Annotated in this window: 25 protein-coding genes; 15 read left to right on the top strand and 10 right to left on the bottom strand. The window is 41.6% G+C overall.

All coding sequences use genetic code 11. The features are described 5' to 3' along the window. Window positions 1-155 precede the first annotated feature (155 nt). The 3 genes from rpsI to zapE form a co-directional block, all read right to left on the bottom strand. Window positions 156-545, bottom strand: coding sequence for a 30S ribosomal protein S9 (rpsI, locus tag HJP15_RS14735; RefSeq protein ID WP_054204396.1), 390 nt, complete (start codon window positions 543-545; stop codon window positions 156-158). Window positions 546-556: 11 nt separating this feature from the next. Beyond that, window positions 557-985 carry a 50S ribosomal protein L13 gene (rplM, locus tag HJP15_RS14730; protein ID WP_007378318.1) on the bottom strand — a complete coding sequence of 143 codons (429 nt, stop codon included), beginning with the start codon at window positions 983-985 and terminating at the stop codon, window positions 557-559. A 345-nt stretch (window positions 986-1330) separates the two neighbouring features. Beyond that, the gene (gene zapE, locus HJP15_RS14725) at window positions 1331-2419 is read right to left on the bottom strand and encodes a cell division protein ZapE (protein ID WP_170174063.1); all 1089 of its coding nucleotides are present in this window, start codon (window positions 2417-2419) and stop codon (window positions 1331-1333) included. Between the two features lie 143 nt (window positions 2420-2562). On the opposite strand from zapE, the gene HJP15_RS14720 reads away from it, so the two are divergent. The 3 genes from HJP15_RS14720 (at window position 2563) to HJP15_RS14710 (ending at window position 6009) form a co-directional block, all read left to right on the top strand. Further along, a complete protein-coding gene (locus HJP15_RS14720) occupies window positions 2563-3006 on the top strand; it encodes a Z-ring associated ZapG family protein (RefSeq protein WP_054204398.1) in 444 nt (147 codons plus the stop codon). Between the two features lie 465 nt (window positions 3007-3471). Then, window positions 3472-4824 carry a DegQ family serine endoprotease gene (locus HJP15_RS14715; RefSeq protein ID WP_054204399.1) on the top strand — a complete coding sequence of 451 codons (1353 nt, stop codon included), beginning with the start codon at window positions 3472-3474 and terminating at the stop codon, window positions 4822-4824. A gap of 102 nt (window positions 4825-4926) precedes the next feature. After that, entirely contained in the window at window positions 4927-6009 is a 1083-nt protein-coding gene (locus HJP15_RS14710; protein ID WP_054204553.1) for a trypsin-like peptidase domain-containing protein, read from the top strand. Between the two features lie 37 nt (window positions 6010-6046). Here the strand turns inward: HJP15_RS14710 and murA are convergent, their stop codons facing one another. From murA to mlaF, 7 genes are read right to left on the bottom strand one after another with little or no spacing between them, the layout of a single operon-like run. Then, window positions 6047-7306 (bottom strand): UDP-N-acetylglucosamine 1-carboxyvinyltransferase, encoded by a 1260-nt coding sequence (murA, locus tag HJP15_RS14705; protein ID WP_054204400.1) that lies wholly within the window; start codon window positions 7304-7306, stop codon window positions 6047-6049. A 12-nt stretch (window positions 7307-7318) separates the two neighbouring features. Further along, window positions 7319-7576 (bottom strand): BolA family protein, encoded by a 258-nt coding sequence (locus HJP15_RS14700; protein WP_007378312.1) that lies wholly within the window; start codon window positions 7574-7576, stop codon window positions 7319-7321. 5 nt (window positions 7577-7581) lie between these two features. Further along, window positions 7582-7875: an STAS domain-containing protein gene (locus tag HJP15_RS14695; RefSeq protein WP_054204401.1), complete on the bottom strand. Its 294-nt coding sequence runs from the start codon at window positions 7873-7875 to the stop codon at window positions 7582-7584. After that, window positions 7868-8542: an MlaC/ttg2D family ABC transporter substrate-binding protein gene (locus HJP15_RS14690; RefSeq protein WP_054204402.1), complete on the bottom strand. Its 675-nt coding sequence runs from the start codon at window positions 8540-8542 to the stop codon at window positions 7868-7870. The genes HJP15_RS14695 and HJP15_RS14690 overlap by 8 nt, the downstream gene beginning before the upstream one ends. Window positions 8543-8548: 6 nt before the next feature. Beyond that, on the bottom strand, window positions 8549-9097 hold the full coding sequence (mlaD, locus tag HJP15_RS14685) for an outer membrane lipid asymmetry maintenance protein MlaD (RefSeq protein WP_054204403.1): 549 nt from the start codon (window positions 9095-9097) through the stop codon (window positions 8549-8551). 14 nt (window positions 9098-9111) lie between these two features. Then, a complete protein-coding gene (mlaE, locus tag HJP15_RS14680; protein WP_169328072.1) occupies window positions 9112-9891 on the bottom strand; it encodes a lipid asymmetry maintenance ABC transporter permease subunit MlaE in 780 nt (259 codons plus the stop codon). Continuing rightward, window positions 9891-10706, bottom strand: a complete 816-nt coding sequence (mlaF, locus tag HJP15_RS14675; protein WP_054204405.1) for a phospholipid ABC transporter ATP-binding protein MlaF — start codon at window positions 10704-10706, stop codon at window positions 9891-9893. The genes mlaE and mlaF overlap by 1 nt, the downstream gene beginning before the upstream one ends. A gap of 243 nt (window positions 10707-10949) precedes the next feature. Here mlaF and HJP15_RS14670 point away from each other — a divergent pair, with 243 nt between their 5' ends. The 12 genes from HJP15_RS14670 (at window position 10950) to mgtE (ending at window position 20232) form a co-directional block, all read left to right on the top strand. Beyond that, the gene (locus tag HJP15_RS14670; protein WP_170174062.1) at window positions 10950-11921 is read left to right on the top strand and encodes a calcium/sodium antiporter; all 972 of its coding nucleotides are present in this window, start codon (window positions 10950-10952) and stop codon (window positions 11919-11921) included. 25 nt (window positions 11922-11946) lie between these two features. After that, window positions 11947-12918 (top strand): KpsF/GutQ family sugar-phosphate isomerase, encoded by a 972-nt coding sequence (locus HJP15_RS14665; RefSeq protein ID WP_170174061.1) that lies wholly within the window; start codon window positions 11947-11949, stop codon window positions 12916-12918. Continuing rightward, complete coding sequence (kdsC, locus tag HJP15_RS14660; protein ID WP_054452732.1) at window positions 12918-13469, top strand: 3-deoxy-manno-octulosonate-8-phosphatase KdsC; 552 nt, start codon at window positions 12918-12920, stop codon at window positions 13467-13469. The genes HJP15_RS14665 and kdsC overlap by 1 nt, the downstream gene beginning before the upstream one ends. Beyond that, the gene (gene lptC, locus HJP15_RS14655; protein WP_054204409.1) at window positions 13466-14020 is read left to right on the top strand and encodes an LPS export ABC transporter periplasmic protein LptC; all 555 of its coding nucleotides are present in this window, start codon (window positions 13466-13468) and stop codon (window positions 14018-14020) included. The genes kdsC and lptC overlap by 4 nt, the downstream gene beginning before the upstream one ends. Next, window positions 14010-14543 carry a lipopolysaccharide transport periplasmic protein LptA gene (gene lptA, locus HJP15_RS14650; protein WP_054452733.1) on the top strand — a complete coding sequence of 178 codons (534 nt, stop codon included), beginning with the start codon at window positions 14010-14012 and terminating at the stop codon, window positions 14541-14543. The genes lptC and lptA overlap by 11 nt, the downstream gene beginning before the upstream one ends. Beyond that, window positions 14540-15265, top strand: coding sequence for an LPS export ABC transporter ATP-binding protein (lptB, locus tag HJP15_RS14645; protein WP_054204411.1), 726 nt, complete (start codon window positions 14540-14542; stop codon window positions 15263-15265). The genes lptA and lptB overlap by 4 nt, the downstream gene beginning before the upstream one ends. A gap of 66 nt (window positions 15266-15331) precedes the next feature. Further along, a complete protein-coding gene (locus HJP15_RS14640) occupies window positions 15332-16828 on the top strand; it encodes an RNA polymerase factor sigma-54 (protein WP_054204412.1) in 1497 nt (498 codons plus the stop codon). A gap of 29 nt (window positions 16829-16857) precedes the next feature. Beyond that, window positions 16858-17145, top strand: coding sequence for a ribosome hibernation promoting factor (gene hpf / locus HJP15_RS14635; RefSeq protein WP_054204413.1), 288 nt, complete (start codon window positions 16858-16860; stop codon window positions 17143-17145). A 4-nt stretch (window positions 17146-17149) separates the two neighbouring features. Next, on the top strand, window positions 17150-17602 hold the full coding sequence (locus HJP15_RS14630; RefSeq protein WP_054204414.1) for a PTS sugar transporter subunit IIA: 453 nt from the start codon (window positions 17150-17152) through the stop codon (window positions 17600-17602). Between the two features lie 20 nt (window positions 17603-17622). Then, entirely contained in the window at window positions 17623-18465 is an 843-nt protein-coding gene (gene rapZ / locus HJP15_RS14625) for an RNase adapter RapZ (RefSeq protein ID WP_054204415.1), read from the top strand. Window positions 18466-18479: 14 nt separating this feature from the next. Continuing rightward, entirely contained in the window at window positions 18480-18752 is a 273-nt protein-coding gene (locus HJP15_RS14620; protein ID WP_054204416.1) for an HPr family phosphocarrier protein, read from the top strand. A 121-nt stretch (window positions 18753-18873) separates the two neighbouring features. Next, window positions 18874-20232, top strand: coding sequence for a magnesium transporter (gene mgtE / locus HJP15_RS14615; protein ID WP_054204417.1), 1359 nt, complete (start codon window positions 18874-18876; stop codon window positions 20230-20232). Window positions 20233-20728 lie beyond the last annotated feature (496 nt).

Here is a 20728-nt window from a genome sequence, read left to right as displayed (position 1 = left end):
TTCTTTTACCCATGGGTTTCGTGATACCCAACCCACGCTACGGTGTATTGGTTGACACTGTACTACTCGCTAACTTTACTCTCGCTAGCTTTTATAGCTCAAAAAACAAAAAACCCAGCATAAGCTGGGTTTTTGAATTCTTGATAACGTAAATATTAACGTTTTGAGAACTGTGGACGCTTACGCGCTTTCTTAAGACCCACTTTCTTACGCTCAACTTTACGTGCATCACGTGTAACGAAACCTGCTTTACGAAGTTGTGGACGTAATGACTCGTCAAACTCCATAAGTGCACGAGTGATACCGTGACGGATAGCACCAGCTTGACCAGTAGTACCACCACCAGAAACGGTGATGTAAAGATCAAACTTTTCAGTCATATCAACAAGCCCAAGAGCTTGATGAACAACCATGCGTGCTGTATCGCGACCAAAATACTCTTCTAAAGAGCGATTGTTGATTACGATGTTACCAGTGCCTGGGCGTAAGAATACGCGAGCACTTGAACTTTTACGACGACCTGTACCGTAGTATTGATTTGCCATGTTAGTGCTCCTTAAATGTCTAGAACCTGAGGCTGTTGTGCAGCATGGTTGTGCTCAGTACCAGTGTAAACCTTAAGTTTACGGTACATTGCGCGGCCTAAAGGACCACGTGGCAACATGCCCTTAACAGCCTTCTCGATGATCATTTCAGGCTTTGCAGCTTGAAGTTTATCAAAAGTAGTAGACTTAAGACCACCTGGAAAACCAGAGTGTGAATAGTACACTTTGTTTTTGAATTTGTTACCAGTTACAGTAACTTTTTCAGCGTTGATAACGATGATATAATCACCAGTATCTACGTGCGGTGTATATTCAACTTTATGCTTACCGCGTAGGCGATGAGCGATTTCAGTAGCGATACGACCTAAAGTTTTACCTTCAGCGTCAACTACATACCAGTCACGTTTTACTGTTTCCGGTTTAGCAACAAACGTTTTCATTTATAAAAATCCAATGTTTTTCAATTAAAACCACAGGTAATTATTATTAATTACCGCTCTAAATGTTTGCTCCAACCCCTTCGAGTTTAAGACTTGTGCGCCATTCAAAAGAGGCTAATCTAATGAAGGCAATAGAACGCAACGTGGCAGACGCGGGAGTATACCAGCACTTTTACCACATTGCTACTCAACGGTTGTTTTTTCCGCAAGAAATTTGTTCTATAAGCTATAAGCTATAAGCTATAAGCTATAAATTTTGTTCGTATTAACTTACGTGTCAAGAAAAGCTTGCCTTAACTGACAGCTGACGGCTGACGGCTGACGGCTGACGGCTGACGGCTCAGACTACGCCAAATGCTCTCTTGCTAAATACTCTAACGACTGCATTTCTTGCAATCGACTAATACAACGCTTGAACTCAAAATTAAGATTTCCTTGCGTGTATAACTCAGTGATTGGTTTTTCTGCTGAGATGATCAATGTTACGTGGCGCTCGTAAAACTCATCGACCAATGCAATAAAGCGACGTGCTGCATCATCATTACTTTGCCCGAGTTGTTTTACGTTCGATAAAATCACCGTATTATATAATCGGCTTATTTCCATGTAATCAACTTGGCTACGTGCGCTTTCACACAGCTCAGCAAAATCAAACATCACAATACAATCGGATACTTTGCGGGTTTTGATCATTCGCCCTTCTATTTGTATAGAAGTATCGAGCTTGCCAGGCTCTGGCGATAGCTTATCAAAATACTCAAACAAGTTTTTATCAGCTTGCTCATCCAACGGGCTATGAAATATCTCAGCCTGCTCCAAAGTACGTAATCGGTAATCAATACCCGAATCCACATTCACAATTTCAGTGTTTGCATTTACGAGTGCTATTGCTGGTAAAAAACGAGTTCGCTGCAGGCCATTGCGATATAATTCGTCAGGCACAATATTGGACGTTGCCACTAAAACGATACCACGAGCAAATAATGCTTCCATTAAACCGCCAAGTAGCATGGCATCTGTGATGTCTTGTACAAAAAATTCGTCAAAGCAGATAATGTCAGTTTCAGCTTTGAGAATATCAGCCACCACTTCAAGTGGATCAGCCGTTTTATTGAGCTTTTTAAGCTCATCGTGAACACGGTGCATAAAGCGATGGAAATGCACGCGCATTTTCCGTGTTCCCGGTAGCGCCTCATAAAAGGTGTCGACTAAATAGGTTTTACCGCGACCCACACCACCCCAAAAGTACAAACCTTTTATAGGAGCCGTGCTATCTTTACTAAATAGCTTCGCAAACCAACCTTGAGTCGCAGGTTTTTGAGTCGTTAAATCATCGTATAACCTTTGTAGGTGACGCACTGCATTTTCTTGTGCGGCATCATAAACAAAGTCATCACGCTGTAGATCTTGTTGGTATTTTTGCCAAGGAGTCATAGATTATTACAATAAAACACGGTTTAATTTGCGCAATATATTAACACGCATCGTAACTCGGGGTATATTATCCGCAGCAGAAATTATTTTTGAATATACGCTTTATGCGTAATTTTAGTTATTTTCCCAAAGGGGTAGAATTTATGGGTACAGTTACTTGGATCGGCATTATTATTATTGTGGCAGTTGCGGCGTTTTTCCTCGGCGCATTTGTAACTAAAAAGCAATTTAAACAAGATGAGCTAGAACAACAGGCTGAACAGGCAAAAAATGCACTAGAGCAATATCGTCAAGATGTTGCCGATCATTTAGCAAGTACAGGTAAGCTCGTTAATAAGATGAAAGACAATTATGATCAGCTACTTGATCACGTTGAAGAAACAAACAAATTACTCGTTAATGATAAAAAGCAGCACCCTGCTGAACCATTTTTCTCTAAAGAAACCACAGAACAATTACAACGCTCATTAAAAGAGCGTCAGAGCGATCGCTCATCTGCTCATGCACAACCAGCTGACTATGTATCAGGTGAGTCAGGGTTATTTGCAGGCGAGAATAAAGAGCCTGAATCAGCGAAAGCGTCTTAGGGCGCGTTGACCTTTCGTGATTGATTTTGCAGCAGTATGTTTGGTATTTAGACAAGGCAGCGCCTATGCAGTGTGGTTGTTCCCCATAAATAAGCGATAACGCAGTATAAATGCCAAACATGCGCTGCCCAAAGGGTTCTTCCTAGGGGCGATTGACTCTTTGTTGCTCGGTTTTTACTTAGCCCGCTAGGTTACAAACCTCGCGCCGCGATTAAATCGCCCCTAGATTGAACAAATTTCAATCCACAAAGGTCAACACGCCCTAGTAATTTCAAATATTCTAAAGTGTCTTGATGAACTTTTATTTGACCCCATAGTCTGTAGATAGAGCAGCTTATGTTTTATATGCATACCTAAAGACACTGAAATATATTTTCCAGTGCATTAGATACAACATTGATAAAAGGCTGCATTTGCAGCCTTTTTTGTGTGTGCTTTTTCTGTAAAGTGGAGTAAACCCTGACTATGAAAATGAAATTATCGTTAATCAGTGCAGCTATGGTATCTGCCAGCTTGTTATTAACCCCTGCAATCTCAGTGGCTAAAATGCCTATCGCAGTAAATGGTCAACAATTACCAACTTTAGCGCCCATGCTAGAACAAATAACGCCTGGTGTTGTCAGTATCCAAGTTTCTGGTTCAAAAGAAGTGCGCCGTCGCGGTGACCCGCTCGACTTCTTTTTTGGCAATCCACAACCGCGCAGCCAAAAGCGCCAATTTAGCGGTTTAGGCTCCGGTGTAATTATTGACGCCAAAGAAGGTTACGTTGTTACAAACAACCATGTAGTACAAGATGCGCAAACCATGCTTGTTACGCTTGAAGATGGCCGCGAATATGAAGCGAAGAAAATTGGCAGCGATAAAGAATCCGATATCGCCCTTTTACAAATAGACGCTGAAGACTTAATCGAAGTGAAACTTGCTAACTCTGATCAACTTCGCGTTGGTGACTTTGCGGTGGCGATTGGTAACCCATTTGGCTTGAGTCATACGGTAACATCAGGAATCGTTAGCGCTCTTGGCCGCAGCGGCTTAAATATAGAAGGTTACGAAGACTTCATTCAAACTGATGCAGCTATAAACCAAGGTAATTCCGGTGGCGCATTGGTTAACTTAAATGGCGAGTTGATTGGTATTAATACCGCTATTTTAGGCGCATCTGGTGGTAATGTAGGGATTGGCTTTGCAATTCCTTCCAATATGATGAAAAACCTCGTCGATCAAATTGTTGAACATGGCGAAGTACGTAGAGGCTCATTAGGTATATCTGGCCGCCCTCTCGATGCAGGCCTTGCCAAAGCGCAAAAGCTAGATGTAAAACAAGGTGCTTATGTTATGAAGGTCACTGATGATTCAGCTGCAAGTAAAGCAGGGATCCAAGCAGGTGATGTAATTGTTAGTATAGATGGCACAGATATAAGTGGCTTCCATGAGCTACGCAGTAAAATTGCGACTCTGGGCGAAGGTAAAAAAGTTAAATTGGGAATTTATCGCGATGGTAAAATCAAAACGATAAAAGTAACTCTTGATGGTGCAGCAGGTCTAACAGCCGCTGGTGATGAACTACATCCTGCATTCCAAGGTGCAACTCTCGAAAGCGTACAGAAAAATGGCGCTAAAGGAATTGAATTAACATCTGTCGATCCTCGTTCTCCATCAGCAAGAGTGGGACTTGAGGAAGGCGACATTATTATGCAAGTGAATCGTCAACGCGTCGAATCGATTCGTGATATGAACAAAATCATCGAAAACACCAAGGGAAATATTGTGCTTGGCGTAAAACGAGGCCGCGAATCTGTATTTGTACTCATTCAGTAAGCAATAAACACATTTAATAACATAAAAAATAACAGTGGCACTTGCCGCTGTTATTTTTTTTGTGCCATCATAAAGGGAATGCCCACTAATAATAAGAAAACCGTGCTGAAATTCTTTAAGTTTGTCCTTCCACCACTTTTTGCAGGCCTTGGGATTGCGTTTTTAGTGGTGTTTTTTAGCCCTAACATGCGAGCGTCACTACTACCTAACGTCCCCTTGCCCAGCGCAATGAGTGCACAACATCTTAGCTTTGCTGATGCAGTGCAACGTGCTGCACCTTCTGTTGTCACTATCTTTTCAGAAAGCATTTCTAGCCAACCTCGTTATAAGCGCCAAAATACCGTAAGGGAGTTAGGTTCAGGGGTAATAATGTCTAGTGACGGGTACATTTTAACGAACTATCATGTCATTAATAATGCTGATCAAATTATTGTAATTTTAACCGATGGCCGACGCTTTTTTGATGTGCAGTTAATTGGCTTTGATACCATTACTGATTTAGCGCTATTAAAAATTAATGTAGAGCATTTGCCTGTTATTCCAATCAGTGAGCGATTCTCGCCCCGCGTTGGTGATGTAGTGCTCGCAATAGGTAACCCATTAAACCTTGGCCAAACAATTACCCAAGGGATTATAAGTGCTACAGGTAAGCAAAAAATCACCGATAGTCCCTATAATAACCTGCTACAAATGGATGCTGCGATTAATGTCGGTAATTCAGGTGGTGCACTGGTTAATTCTAATGGCGACTTGGTAGGCATTACTTCCGCACAATTTAAAACCCGTGAGAATTTAGATATTCAGGGTATTTTCTTTGCTGTGCCTTATTCATTGGCGAAAGAAGTTATGGATAAACTGATCCGCCATGGTCGTGTTGTTAGAGGTTACTTAGGCTTTACGGGTACTGCCGTAGATACGACTGGCAAAGAAGTAAGTGATAACTTTACACCGGTTTCAGGGCTGCGTATTACTAATTTAGACCCGTTAGGTCCAGCATGGCAAGCGGGCATCAAAGAGCAAGATATTGTTATTAAAATTGCGGGGGTGAGCGTATCTAACCCACAACAAACATTGAGTACCATAGGAAACTCAGAACCCGGTGAAAAAATTGAGTTTGAGCTTTATCGTGACGGAAAAATTCAAAAAGTAATGCTGACAGTTGCAGAGCTAGAAACCAAGTTATAAAAACCTAGGGTCCTAGGACCCTAGGACCTAGAACCATTTAACTACTTCTACGTTTAATATTTGCACCCAACGCACTCAGCTTATCTTCGATACGCTGATAACCACGATCTACATGATAAATACGGTCAACAACCGTTTCACCTTGCGCAACAATACCGGTCAAAATTAAGCTTGCAGATGCACGTAAGTCAGTTGCCATTACCTGTGCGCCGCTCAAGCTTTTAGTGTCGCCACAAATTGCAGTGTTACCTTCTAAGCGAATATTAGCGCCCATACGTTGCAGTTCAGGGACATGCATAAAGCGGTTTTCAAAAATCGTTTCTGTGATTGTTGCGCTGCCATTTGCAACCACATTTAACGCGGTAAACTGGGCTTGCATATCAGTTGGAAAACCCGGATGAGGCATGGTTTTGATATTAACTGCTTTTAACTCGCGGCCACGCATATCTAAATAAATGCTATCGCTATGAACTTCAACTAATGCATTAGCGGCGCGTAATTTTTCAATGACTGGCTCAAGGCTATGAAAATCTGTTAACTTACATAACACTTCGCCGCCAGCCATCGCTGCGGCAACCAAAAACGTACCGGTTTCAATGCGATCAGGTAAAATGCGGTGCTCACACCCACTTAGCTTTTCGACACCTTCAACTTCTATACGACTAGTGCCTGCTCCGGTGATTTTTGCACCCATTGCAGTTAAGCAAGTAGCTAAATCAACAATCTCAGGTTCACGAGCCGCATTCTCTAATACTGTTTTACCATCAGCAAGCGTTGCCGCCATTAATAAGTTTTCAGTGGCTCCGACGCTAACCATTTCCATATAAATTTCAGCGCCTTTGAGTCGCCCATCAACGGTGGCATTGATATAACCATTTTCAACGTTAATCGTCGCGCCCATGCGCTCTAAACCTTGAATATGAATATCAACTGGGCGCGCACCAATAGCGCAACCACCAGGCAATGATACTTGCGCTTGACCAAAACGAGCAACCAAAGGTCCAAGTGCAAGCACTGATGCACGCATTTGTTTAACAAGCTCATAAGGGGCAAGTGTTTTATCAACTTTGCCACCATCAATTATAAGCTGATCGCCATGCCATTGTATTTCTGCGCCAAGCGTTTTTAATAGTGCTTCAGTAGTGCCGATATCACGTAAGCGAGGGACATTGTTAAATGTGCTTTTACCCTGTGCTAACAATGCAGCAAATAAAATAGGTAAAGCTGCATTTTTAGCGCCTGAAATAGTGACTTCACCGGCAAGCCCGGTTCCACCCTGAATTACAAATTGATCCATGAGGAAACCTTTTTATTGAGGTAAAATGAATTTTTGTTCGCGCTTCCACTCTGTCGGGGTAAAAGCCCGAATCGATACCGCATGGATCGTGCCGTCAGAAATCGTATTCATTAACGGGCCATAAACTAGCTGTTGTTTTTTTACACGGCTTAACCCGTCAAAACATTCACCTACAGCAATCACTTCATAATGACTACCGTTGGCTTTAACATGTACTTCGGCTAATTGCAGTTCGTCGCGCAATAAAGTTTCAACTTGGCTAGTTTCCATAACTCTCACTCAAATAGGTTTGTGACCTGCCCCAACTGCATTAATTTTTGCAATTGTTCAGGGATATTTTGCAATTCAAGGCGTATGCCTTGTTGCTTTAATTCTGCGAAAGAGTGAATTAACCAAGCTAAGCCCGCCGTGTCAACCCTAGATACCTCAGAAAGGTCAAAATACCATGTTTTATGGTTACTTTGTGAGTGTTTATTAACAAGTGGTTCAGCTGAAATTGAATTTCGGGTCAATTCTCCACTGACCCGAAACTGCGCATCACTGAGTTTAGTGACGGTGACTTTACTCATCACCACCTTCACCTCTAAACTGCACTGGTAATGTGCTTTTTTGCTCTAGTAAGTTACTTACATGCTCAATACCTTGCTGGCGCAAGATACCTTGAAATTCGCTTTGCTTGGCATCTAGTAAGCTAATACCTTCAGCAACCATATCATAAGCACGCCATTCACCACTTCGATCTTCACGTACTTTGAAATCTATTTTGATTTCTGGCTTACCCGGCTCAACAATTTTAGTTTTAACTAATACGACGTCTTGTCCTGCAAACGCCTTACTTTGGCCAAACTCAACTTGCTGATTAGTGTATTGAGTAAAAACCCCCGCATAAGTCGCTACTAAATACTGCTGAAAAACATCAATAAAACGTTTAATGTCTTCAACTGCTTGCTTTTGCTCTGCTGGATCTTTAATTGCACGCACTTTTGATACATGACTGCCTAGTACACGTAATGCCGCATACTTGTAATCTATATAAGGCATAAGCTCTTCACTAACAATCACACGCAGGTGCTCGTTGTCTTGTTTAATTAAAGCCTGATCGCGCGTAATACGCTGAAAAGTGTTATCAGATACTTGGCGGACCATTTTATATGGGTCTTTCAAATCAACTGCATCACTGGCTACACTAACGGCGCTGACGGTCAACGCTAAAACCATTAAAAACTTTTTAAACATAATAAATTACTCGCCACCTTGATTGAATAAAAACTGCCCAATTAACTCTTCAAGCACTAATGCAGACTTAGTATCAGTGATGTAATCACCATCATTTAGTGCCTTACTTTCCACACCAAATAATTCATCTAATCCTAAATCTTGATCGTTACTGGTTACTTCCTGACCCATACAGCGCTGCTCTGCAGATTTAGGCGCTATCACTGGGTTAATACCTAAATACTGCTCGCCTAAAATACCTGACGTTAAAATAGAAACCGAACTGGTATCTGAAAAGCGACACTGATATAGGGCATCTATTGTCATATCTACCACAGGTAAAAACTCCTGAGGATGAACCGAGATAGCTTCAACACGGCCAATAACAACACCACCGACCTTGATTGGCGCACGTGCTTTTAATGAGCCAATATTTTCAAATTTAGCTTTTAACTGATAGGTTTCACCGCTACCGCTGATCCCTGCGTTTGCGACCTTTAATGCCAACATGGCAAATGCAGCAATTCCTAACGCTACAAAAAAGCCAACTAAAATTTCTAATTTCCGTGAATTCATTATTTATACCTTTATTAGTTGGTAAACATTACCGCAGTCAAAATAAAATCAAACCCTAAAACAGCCAAAGATGAGTGCACAACCGTTTCTGTCGTTGCTTTACTGATCCCCTCTGAAGTCGGTGTGCAGTCATATCCTTTATAAAGTGCTATCCAAGTAACGACGATGGCAAATACAAAACTTTTTATCATGCCATTTAAAATATCTTGTTGGAACGACACTTGAGATTGCATAATTGACCAAAAGCTACCGGTATCTACGCCTAGCCAATCAACACCAACAAGATGCGCACCAATTATTGCTACCGCAGAGAAAATTAATGCCAGTAATGGCATGCTGATAAAGCCAGCCCAAAAACGCGGCGCAATAATACGTTTAAGCGGATCAATTGCCATCATTTCAAGGCTCGATAATTGCTCTGTCGCTTTCATCAACCCTATTTCGGCGGTTAATGCACTACCTGCGCGCCCAGCAAATAATAATGCGGTCACTACCGGGCCTAATTCTCGTAATAAGCTCAATGCCACTAACGGGCCCAAGCTATCTTCTGCACCGTAGCCCACCAAAACCGTATAACCTTGCAGCGCAAGCACCATACCTATAAACAGCCCTGACACCATAATAATCAGCAGTGACTGCGAACCTATCATGTATAACTGACGAATTAATAGCGGGGTACCTTTTCTAAAGTTAGGTATATTCCACAAGGCACCAACTAACATTTGCGTTGAACGCCCTAACGCCGCAAAACGACCTAAAGCTTTATGGCCTAGCTTTTGAAGTAAATCAAACATCAGCTATGCACTCCGAGTAACTCTTCATCGTATGGTTGAGCAGGAAAATGAAATGGCACTGGACCATCTGACAAGCCTTTTAAAAACTGTTGCACTAACGGTGATTCATGATTACGCATTTCATCAGGCGTGCCACACCCTATTACGCCTTGATCAGCGATAATGATCACGTGGTCAGCAATGCTCATCACTTCAGTAACGTCATGAGTCACTATCAACGATGACAAACCTAACACCTGGTTTAACGACTTAATCAATTTCACCAATACTCCCATTGAGATTGGATCTTGCCCTGCAAATGGCTCGTCATACATTATCAACTCAGGATCAAGCGCAATTGAACGTGCCAGCGCTGCTCGGCGTGCCATACCACCTGATAATTCTGAAGGCATAAGATCTTGTGCGCCACGCAAGCCCACAGCTTGCAACTTCATTAATACAACAAGGCGAATTAAATCTTCACTTAAGCGGGTATGTTCTCGTAGTGGAAACGCGATATTGTCAAACACGGACATATCGGTAAACAATGCTCCACTTTGAAATAACATGCTCATTTTGGTTCGCGCAGCATAAAGCTCTTTACGCGACATGGTCGGGATATTATCGCCTTCAAACAAAATAGTGCCATTATCTGGTTTCAACTGACCGCCAATCAAACGTAGCATCGTCGTTTTACCAATGCCGCTAGGGCCCATAATCGCCGTTATTTTGCCTTTTGGAACACTGAAACTCATATTTTTATATATGCTTCTGTTGCCCCGTGAAAAGCTCACATCCTTGATTTCTACTATTGGTTGCGACAAGTCGCTCTCCATTACTATTTTCCTAGTTTTGCTATTTTAAGGGTTTTTCCACCAAGATGGAAAAAACAAATCGTAAAATTTTGTAATATTTAATGTAAAAGTAACCTCGCTTACATATTCACCTCTAAATACCTCCTTACTACGTTACTTTTAAAGGCAAATCTAACAAGTTGACCTGATTCTTTTATTTATACTTTCAGGTTGGCTTTTGTTACTATTTGCAGCCATCTCATTTTGAATAATTGGCGTAATATAATGGTGACTTCATTTGTCATTTTAATTCTTGGTTTTGCAGCTCTGGTTTGGAGTGCTGATCGCTTTGTTTACGGTGCTGCTGCATTAGCTAAAAACTTAGGGATCCCTACTTTAATTATCGGTTTAACGGTTGTTGCAATGGGCTCATCCGCACCTGAAATGATGGTGTCGGCCTCTGCTGCACTCGCGGGTAAAACTGACACTGCAGTGGGTAATGCTGTAGGGTCAAATATCACCAATATTCTTTTAGTACTTGGTATTACAGCATTATTCAGACCTTTATCTGTTTCTTCAACGACTTTAAAACGTGAAATGCCCCTTGTGTTGTTAGTATCAATTGCCGCTTGGTACATTTTTTCTGATAACTATTTTTCATTTTTTGAAGGTATTGCGCTAGTTATTGGCTTTGTTGTTTTTATTGCCGGTCTTATCCTTGTATCTATTCGAGCAAAAAACGAAGCAGATGACCCGTTTGTAAGCGAAGCATGTGAAGATGTGCCAGACAATGTAACAACTAAGTCGGCGCTTTTTTGGTTAGTCATTGGCATGATATTACTGCCAATCAGTTCGCATTTTTTAGTTGGTTCAGCCGTTGACATAGCACAGTACTTTGGTTTGAGTGACTTAGTTATCGGTCTAACAATTATTGCCATTGGTACAAGCTTGCCAGAACTTGCAGCATGTATTGCTGGTGTCCTTAAAAAAGAAGATGACTTAGCTTTAGGTAATATCGTTGGTTCAAACTTATTTAACATATTAGCCGTATTGCCACTGGCTGGTATTATAAACCCATCGATCATTGACCCTTCGGCAGCAAACCGCGATGCATTAATAATGATTGGTGCAACCATCGCATTAATTGCCATGTCCTTGAGTTTTAGAGGGTCACGACGTATTACTCGAGTAGAAGGTGGCATATTACTGGTCTCATTTTTAGTATACCAAGGTTATATTTTCAGCCAAGTTGCTTAATACACCTCATAAAATGGATAACACAATGACGCAGTTAAATTTTATTGAACAAGGTAAACGAGTCCTTGAAATAGAACGTCAAGCCCTTGCTGATATTGCTCAATACCTTGATCATAATTTTAATCAAGCCTGCCAACTAATGTATCAATGCAGCGGTCGGATTATTGTCGTAGGCATGGGTAAATCTGGCCATATTGGTAATAAAATAGCGGCAACGTTAGCCAGCACAGGTACCCCTGCTTTTTTTGTGCATCCAGGAGAGGCAAGCCACGGCGATTTAGGTATGATCACACGTGATGACGTGGTTATTCTTATCTCTAATTCAGGTGAAACCAGTGAAGTATTAAACATTATCCCGGTCATAAAGCGCCTTGGTGCAAAAATGATCGCAATGACCGGCAATCCTGACTCATCAATGGCTACATGGGCTGATGTTCACGTATGCGTTAAAGTAAGCCAAGAAGCATGCCCGCTTGGCCTTGCCCCAACAGCAAGCACAACAGCCACGCTTGCTATGGGGGATGCAATGGCAGTTGCCCTACTTGAAACGCGAGGCTTTACTGCTGACGACTTTGCACTATCACACCCTGGTGGAAGTTTAGGCAAACGCTTATTGCTGTGCTTAAAAGATATTATGCATTCTGGCAATACAACGCCTATCATCAAAGACACGCAATGTATTAAAGACGCGTTAATTGAAATGTCGGCTAAAGGCTTGGGCATGACCGCTATAGTTGATAATTCGGGTCAACTTGCTGGCTTGTTCACAGATGGTGATTTGCGCCGAATTTTAGAGCAACGAATTGATATTCACAGTACTTTAATTAGTCACGTAATGACCCGTTCTTGCACAACAGCTACAGCCGATATGCTAGCAGCCGAGGCGCTTAATATCATGGAGAATAAACGCATTAATGGCTTAATTGTCATTGATGAAAATCACCACCCTATTGGCGCACTTAACATGCAAGATTTGCTAAAAGCAGGAGTTTTATAATGCAATTTGCAGACTTATACCAACCACTTTCAGACGATGCGCAAACCCGCGCCAAAAAAGTTAAATTACTTATTTGTGATATTGACGGGGTATTCTCTGATGGCCGTATTTATCTTGGTAACCAAGGTGAAGAGCTAAAAGCCTTCAATACTAAAGACGGTTTTGGTATCAAAGCGCTTATCAATAGTGGTTTTGAAGTAGCCGTGATCACAGGCCGTCATTCACAGATAGTTCAGCAACGAATGACTAGCCTAACTGTACCGCATATCTACCAAGGCCAAGAAAACAAGTTGCACGCTTATCAAGAGCTAAAAGATAAACTCCAGTTAAGTGACGAACAAATTGCCTATATCGGCGATGACGGTCCTGATTTACCGGTCATGGAACTGGTTGGCTTTGCAGTTGCTGTAAATGACGCACACCCGCTAATTAAGCGACTATCACATTACACAACAATGCTACCCGGTGGCTTTGGTGCAGTACGCGAGCTAACCGACTTATTAATGCTAGTTAATGGAAAATCATTGACCAGTGAAGGGACTAGCTCATGAATAGTGCGCGTTTAATATTAAGCGTATTATTTATAGGTTTTATGGCGTGGTTGTGGCTCCCGTACTTTAGCCAAACAACGACCACGGTAAAAAATCAAGAAGATGTGATAGCAAAACCTGATTATACCGCGGTCGAATTAAAGCAAACCGCATTTGATGAACAAGGTAAAATTAGCCACAAAGTAACCGCAGCAAAAATGGAACTTTATCAGCAGTTAGGATTTACTTACTTTGAAAAGCCTATTTTTACTTTATATAATCAACAGCAAACGTGGCAAATCAATGCGCAAGAAGCCACATTATATGAAAATAACCAGTTGATTTTAGAAGGCAATGTTGTTGCTAAAAATCTCACAAACAACGCAATGATTAAGCATATTAATGCCGATAACATCTTGGTTGATATTGAACAACAAACCATGAGTTCAGAACAGCCTGTTGAATTAATCGGACCAAATTTAAAGACCACCGGACGCGGCCTTAGAGCCGACTTAAAAGCCGAAGTCGTAGAACTTATTAACCATACGCGAACCATATATTATGACCAATAAATTTGCTCACTTACTTGTAATACCTAGCTTGTTCATTGCCCTTTCAAGCTTTGCTGAAGGTACTCTTCCACTTGCAGACCAAGTATCGATAAGCGCTGATAAACAGCTTGCACAGCTGAAAAAAAATGTCGGTATTTTTGAAAAAAACGTAGAGATAATCCATGGTAATCGTCGTATCACAGCTGATCACCTAGAAGTGCACAAACGTGAAGATTTAGGTGATAATAAGCAGCTGCTTGTTGCCACTGGAAGCCCTGCATACTTTGAAGAAAAACAAACAGATGGCACAATTATGAGCGCCAGCGCCAATGAGGTTCGTTACGATGTTGATAAACGCTATTTAACTTTAATCGGTAACGCCCAAGTCACTCAAGCAGGTCAAAAGATTAATGCCAAAAGTATTACATACGACATGGACCAACAATTAATTAGCGCTGAAAAAGATGAAAATTCAGACGAACGAGTGCATACAATATTAGTCCCAGTAAACACTAAAAAAGATAACGAAAAAGGTCAGCCATGAGCACATTAAAAGCTGAGTTTTTAGCAAAAAGTTATAAAGGCCGCCAAGTCGTAAAAAATGTAGGCTTAGAAGTCAGCGCTGGTAGCATTGTTGGCTTACTTGGCCCTAATGGCGCAGGCAAAACCACCACTTTTTACATGATTGTAGGATTAGTGCCAAGCGACAAAGGTAAAATAAGCATAGATGATAACGACATCACCTTATTACCAATGCACAGCCGTGCACGTTTAGGGATTGGCTATTTACCGCAAGAATCTTCGATATTTCGCAAACTGACCGTTTACCAAAACCTGATGGCGATACTCGAAACCCGTAAAGAGCTAAATAAACAAGCTCGTGAAGAAGCGCTTGATGGCTTACTTGATGAATTTAGCATTCAGCACATCCGCGATAGTCAAGGTATGGCATTATCTGGTGGTGAACGCCGTCGCGTTGAAATTGCTCGCGCTTTAGCCGCAAACCCTAAATTTATCCTATTAGATGAGCCTTTTGCTGGCGTTGATCCTATTTCGGTGTTAGATATAAAGAAGATTATTGAACATCTTAAAAACCGTGGGATAGGCGTACTTATTACCGACCACAATGTACGAGAAACCCTTGATGTTTGTGAAAAAGCCTACATAGTTTCTCATGGGGAGTTAATTGCATCAGGCACTCCTGAGCATGTACTTGCCGACCAAACAGTCCGCGACGTTTATTTGGGTGAGCAATTTAGGCTATAAAGCCACGCCCGGCTAAGGTTCTGCTAGACTTAATTATGACAACAATAAAAGGATTGTTAGAGATACATGAGGCAATCACTCCAGCTGCGCATGGGCCAGCAACTTACAATGACACCACAGCTACAACAAGCTATTCGTTTGTTACAGTTGAGCACATTAGATCTTCAACAAGAGATCCAAGAAGCACTAGATAGCAATCCATTACTTGAGGTCGATGAAAATGACTTTGGTGATGAATCAGGTGGTAAGAACGAACAAAAACAAGATACTGATGATCAAACTGTCAGTGCCTCAGCTGATGACACGCCAAGTGAATACGAACAAGAAAGCAGTGAAGCGCTAGCAAAAGATACCGTAAGCGACGAAATGGCGATGGATGTTACATGGGATGAATACATGAGCGCCGCACCAAGCTCTTCATCAGGGCCAATGCCTGAAGATGAATCTATTTATCAAGGCGCTTCATCTGAAACCCTCCACGATCACCTTATGTGGCAACTACAGCTGACTCATTTTAGTCCGACTGACGAAGCTATCGCGATAGCCATTGTCGAAGCGGTTGATGACTCAGGTATTCTTACACTAAGCTGTGAAGACATTGCTGAAAGCCTAAACAAAGGTAATAACGAAGAAGAAATTGAACTTGATGAAGTTCAAGCGGTATTAAAGCGTATTCAGTTATTTGATCCGGTCGGTATTGCTGCACGCAGCCTACCTGAATGTTTATGTATTCAGCTAAATCAATTTGATCCTGCAACGCCTTGGATTGCCGAAACAAAAATGATTTTAACTGATCATATCGATTTATTAGCTAGTCGCGACTATCGTACTTTGATGAAAAAGACTAAGCTAAAGGAAGATGAACTAAAAGAAGTAATGACACTCATCCACAGCCTTAATCCAAAGCCTGCGGATACCATAGTTCGAGAAGAGTCAGAGTACGTTATTCCCGACGTGTCAGTGAAAAAAATTAAAGGCCGCTGGGTGGTAGAGCTCAACCCAGATAGCATGCCAAAAATTAGAGTTAACAGCCAATATGCGGCGATGTCGCGCTCAGTAAAATCGAGCACTGACAGCCAATTTATTCGCTCTCATTTACAAGAAGCTAAATGGTTTATAAAAAGCCTAGAAAGTCGTAATGACACATTACTCAAAGTAACTAACTGCATTGTTAAACAGCAGCAAGGTTTTTTTGAGCATGGCCCCGAGGCTATGCGACCTATGGTATTAAACGATGTTGCTGAAATGGTTGAAATGCATGAATCAACAATCTCCCGGGTAACAACCCAGAAGTACATGCATACACCACGTGGTATTTTTGAGTTAAAGTATTTTTTCTCAAGCCATGTCAGTACCGAAAATGGCGGAGAATGCTCATCGACAGCAATTCGTGCACTCATAAAAAAATTGATTGCAGCAGAAAACTCAGCTAAACCATTGAGTGATAGTAAAATTGCAGATATATTGGCAGAGCAAGGTATCAAAGTAGCTAGACGAACAATAGCAAAGTACCGTGAATCGCTAGCTATTCCACCGTCAAATCAACGTAAAAGCTTGATTTAAGGCGTAAAACCACAAGAAGGAAAATGCTTATGCAACTAAATTTAACTGGTCGTCACGTAGAAATTACTGATTCATTAAGAGACTATGTAAACAATAAGTTTGCGAAGCTTGAGAGGCATTTTGATCACATCAACAATGTCCATGTTATTCTTGACGTAGAAAAGCTCAACCAAAAAGCAGAAGCAACATTACATGTCAGTGGCGCAGAGCTATTTGCCTCAACGCAGCACCAGGACATGTATGCCGCGATTGACGGGCTCATCGATAAACTCGACCGTCAAGTTATCAAACACAAAGAGAAGCACGCTCGACACTAACACTATGAAACTAAGTTCACTTACTTGTCAGGACTGCAGTAAAGCTGCGGTCCTTTTTAATAGCAAAAAACGTATCCTCGAATTTATCAGCCAATTGGCTCATGAACGGCTTCCTCACTTATCACAACAAGACATATTGAGTGCTCTATTAAATAGAGAAAAATTAGGTAGTACAGGTATTGGCCGTGGTATCGCGATCCCGCATGGTCGTATGAGTGGCGCACAAGAACCACTCGCTTTAATTTTAGTAAGCGAACAACCAATCAATTTTGATGCCATTGATAATCGCCCCGTCGATATTTTTGTTGCACTCATCGTACCTGATGGTGACAGTGAACTTCATTTAAAGACGTTGGCTACAATTGCTGATAAACTCAACGACAAAGAGTTTTGTAAACAAATACGTAGCGCAAAAACAGACCAAGATCTATATCAAGTCATTGTTGAACAGTCGTAGTTAAAAGAAGGAGAGTTTACATGGAATTAATTATCATCAGTGGGCGCTCAGGGTCAGGTAAATCTGTCGCTTTGCGTGTATTAGAAGACCTTGGCTATTATTGTGTTGATAATATCCCTGTAAACTTATTACCGTCGTTAGTACGTAGTGTATCTGATAACTACGATAAGATTGCCGTCAGTATTGATGTGCGTAACTTACCCAAAGAACAGCAAGAGTTTAATGATATTCTTGAGTATCTTCCGGGGTTTGCAAACCCAACTCTATTTTATCTAGACAGTGACGACCAAACGCTCATTAAGCGCTTTTCTGAAACACGCCGTTTACACCCACTTTCTTTAGATTCACTGCCACTTGATTTAGCCATTAAACAAGAAAAAGTGCTCTTAGATGTACTTATCACTCGCGCCGACTTTATTCTTGATACAACCGATTTAAGTGTCCACCAGCTGGCTGAATCAATTCGCGAAAAAATCTTAGGCAAAAAAGATAAAAAACTGATCATTACATTTGAGTCATTTGGTTTTAAGCATGGCATTCCTAAGGGAGCTGATTATGTATTTGATGCGCGCTTTTTACCAAACCCACACTGGGAACCTGAATTAAAGCCACTAACAGGGCTTGATCAACCGGTAAAAGATTATTTAGCGAGTCACAGCATAGTGCAAAAATTCACATGGCAAATTCAAACTTTTATGCAAACATGGTTACCACACCTTGAACGCAATAATCGTAGCTACTTAACAATTGCAATCGGCTGTACCGGTGGACAACATCGTTCAGTGTATTTAGCACAAACCATTGGCGAAAGCTTTGCAATGAGCCATAGTAATGTAAAAATTCGCCATCGCGAACAAGAATAAACGAAGAGAAACCAATGCGTTTAGAAGATACATTTTTAATAGAAAATAAGCTTGGTTTACACGCCCGTGCAGCCAGTGTATTAGCGCAACTAGCCGTGCAGTTCGATGCCAGTATTACGCTTCATCAAGATAACAAAGAAGCCGCTGGAGATAGCGTATTAGGCTTAATGTTACTTGAAAGTAGCCAAGGAAAAGAAGTAAAAGTAGTGTGCGAAGGCCCCGATGCAGAACCCGCACTAGCGGCAATAGGGCAACTTATTGCACAGAAATTTAACGAGCAAGAATAGCTCGTAGTATCGCTTTACAAATTGCGATAAACTGAATAAGCATGTTGGTTATAACAATCAGCCTGCTTAATTATCGAAGTCTACCCTACCCTAAAAGTGTATTAATTATTTAAGGACGCCAATGCCTGAAGCTTTTGAACAAGATTACCCACTACAACAACTAAAACAAGTGACTAAGTCACTTAACAGTGGTCAGTTTGTTCAAGTTAGGCGTATGTTGGCAAAAACAGCTCCATGTGACACCGCATTACTGCTTGAGTCATCCCCCCATAAAACTCGTACCCAACTATGGCAACTAGTTGACCCTGATGTTCAAGGTGACGTACTCGAAGAACTCTCAGAAGATGTTCGTTTAGGTATTATCGCCCAAATGGAACCGGAGCATATTGCTGCGGCCACTGAAGACATGGGGCATGATGATTTAGGTGAAGTGCTAAGAAGCCTGCCTGACACAGTTTATCAAGACGTTGTTAGCGCAATGGATAGCCAAGACAGAGAACGCGCAACGCAAGCTCTTTCATATCAAGAGCGCTCTGCTGGTGCGCTGATGAATACAGATACCGTGACCATTCGTCCAGATGTCACTATCGACGTGGTACTTCGTTATTTACGCTTAAGAGGTGAACTACCAGAGGGCACCGATGACCTTTATGTCGTTGATAAAAACAACTGCTTTATAGGTGCCATGTCACTAACCACATTATTGACTAATTCGCCGGATAAGATCATTCGTGATTTTATGGATGAAGATTGTGAGTCCATTCCTATTTCAATGGATGAAACGGAAGTAGCCCAACTATTTGAGCGCCATAACTGGATATCAGCACCTGTTGTTGATGATAACGACCATCTACTTGGTCGTATTACAATCGATGATATCGTTGACGTTATCCGCGAAGACGCCGAGCATAGCCTGTTAAGCTTGGCGGGTCTTGATGATGAAGAAGACACCTTTGCTCCCGTATTAAAAAGCTCTAAAAAACGCTCTATTTGGCTGGGAGTTAACTTATTAACAGCACTTATGGCAGCTATTGTTGCCAGCTTTTTTGAAAACACCTTAGCAATCCTACCTATCCTTGCAGTATTGAATGGCATAGTGCCTTCAATGGGTGGCGTTGCGGGTAGCCAAACATTAACACTTGTAATACGTGGTATTGCCGTTGGTCATATAAACCAAACTAACCAACGTTTTTTACTTATGAAAGAACTCGCTATTGGCGCGATTAACGGTATTGTTTGGTCAATTCTGATAGCAGGTGTAGTCGCAATTTGGCAGTGGGACTTTAAACTTGGTGGCGTACTCGCATTTGCAATGTTTATGAATCTAGTTGCTGCGGGCATCGCAGGTGCAAGTATCCCACTGATCTTGAAAAGAATGAAAATAGATCCCGCCCTTGCTGGTAGCGTAGTACTGACAACAGTTACAGACATTGTCGGCATATTCGCATTCTTAGGAACCGCAACCTGGCTGCTCGTCTAAGAGCGTACCTACACAAATTTAAACAGTGATTTTAACCACGCCTGTAGGCGAGAGTTTACCTCGCGCACTGCCTGAAACAACACAGAAAAAGCATATATCCCGCCTAGTTTATTACTTACCTAGAATTTATTACTTTCCTAGAACCAAATATCTTTTCCAAAAAATTCGCGCGGCATAAAGCCCCGCCTACACAAATTTAAACTGCTATGATTTAACCATGGCCGTAGGCGAGAGTTTACCTCGCGCACTGCCTGAAACAACACAGAAAAAGCATATATCCTGCCTAGTTTATTACTTACCTAGAATCTATTACTTTCCTGGAACCAAATATCTTTAAAAAAATTCGCGCGGCATAAAGCCCCGCCTACACAAATTTAAACTGCTATGATTTAACCACGGCCGTAGGCGGGAGTTTACCTCGCGCACTGCCTGAAACAACACAGAAAAAGCATATATCCCGCCTAGTTTATTACTTACTTAGAATCTATTACTTTCC

Origin of the sequence: Pseudoalteromonas sp. NEC-BIFX-2020_002 (assembly GCF_013002825.1) — a bacterium.
In the GTDB taxonomy this organism is placed as follows: domain Bacteria; phylum Pseudomonadota; class Gammaproteobacteria; order Enterobacterales; family Alteromonadaceae; genus Pseudoalteromonas; species Pseudoalteromonas neustonica.
This window is presented reverse-complemented; position numbering and strand designations above follow the sequence as displayed.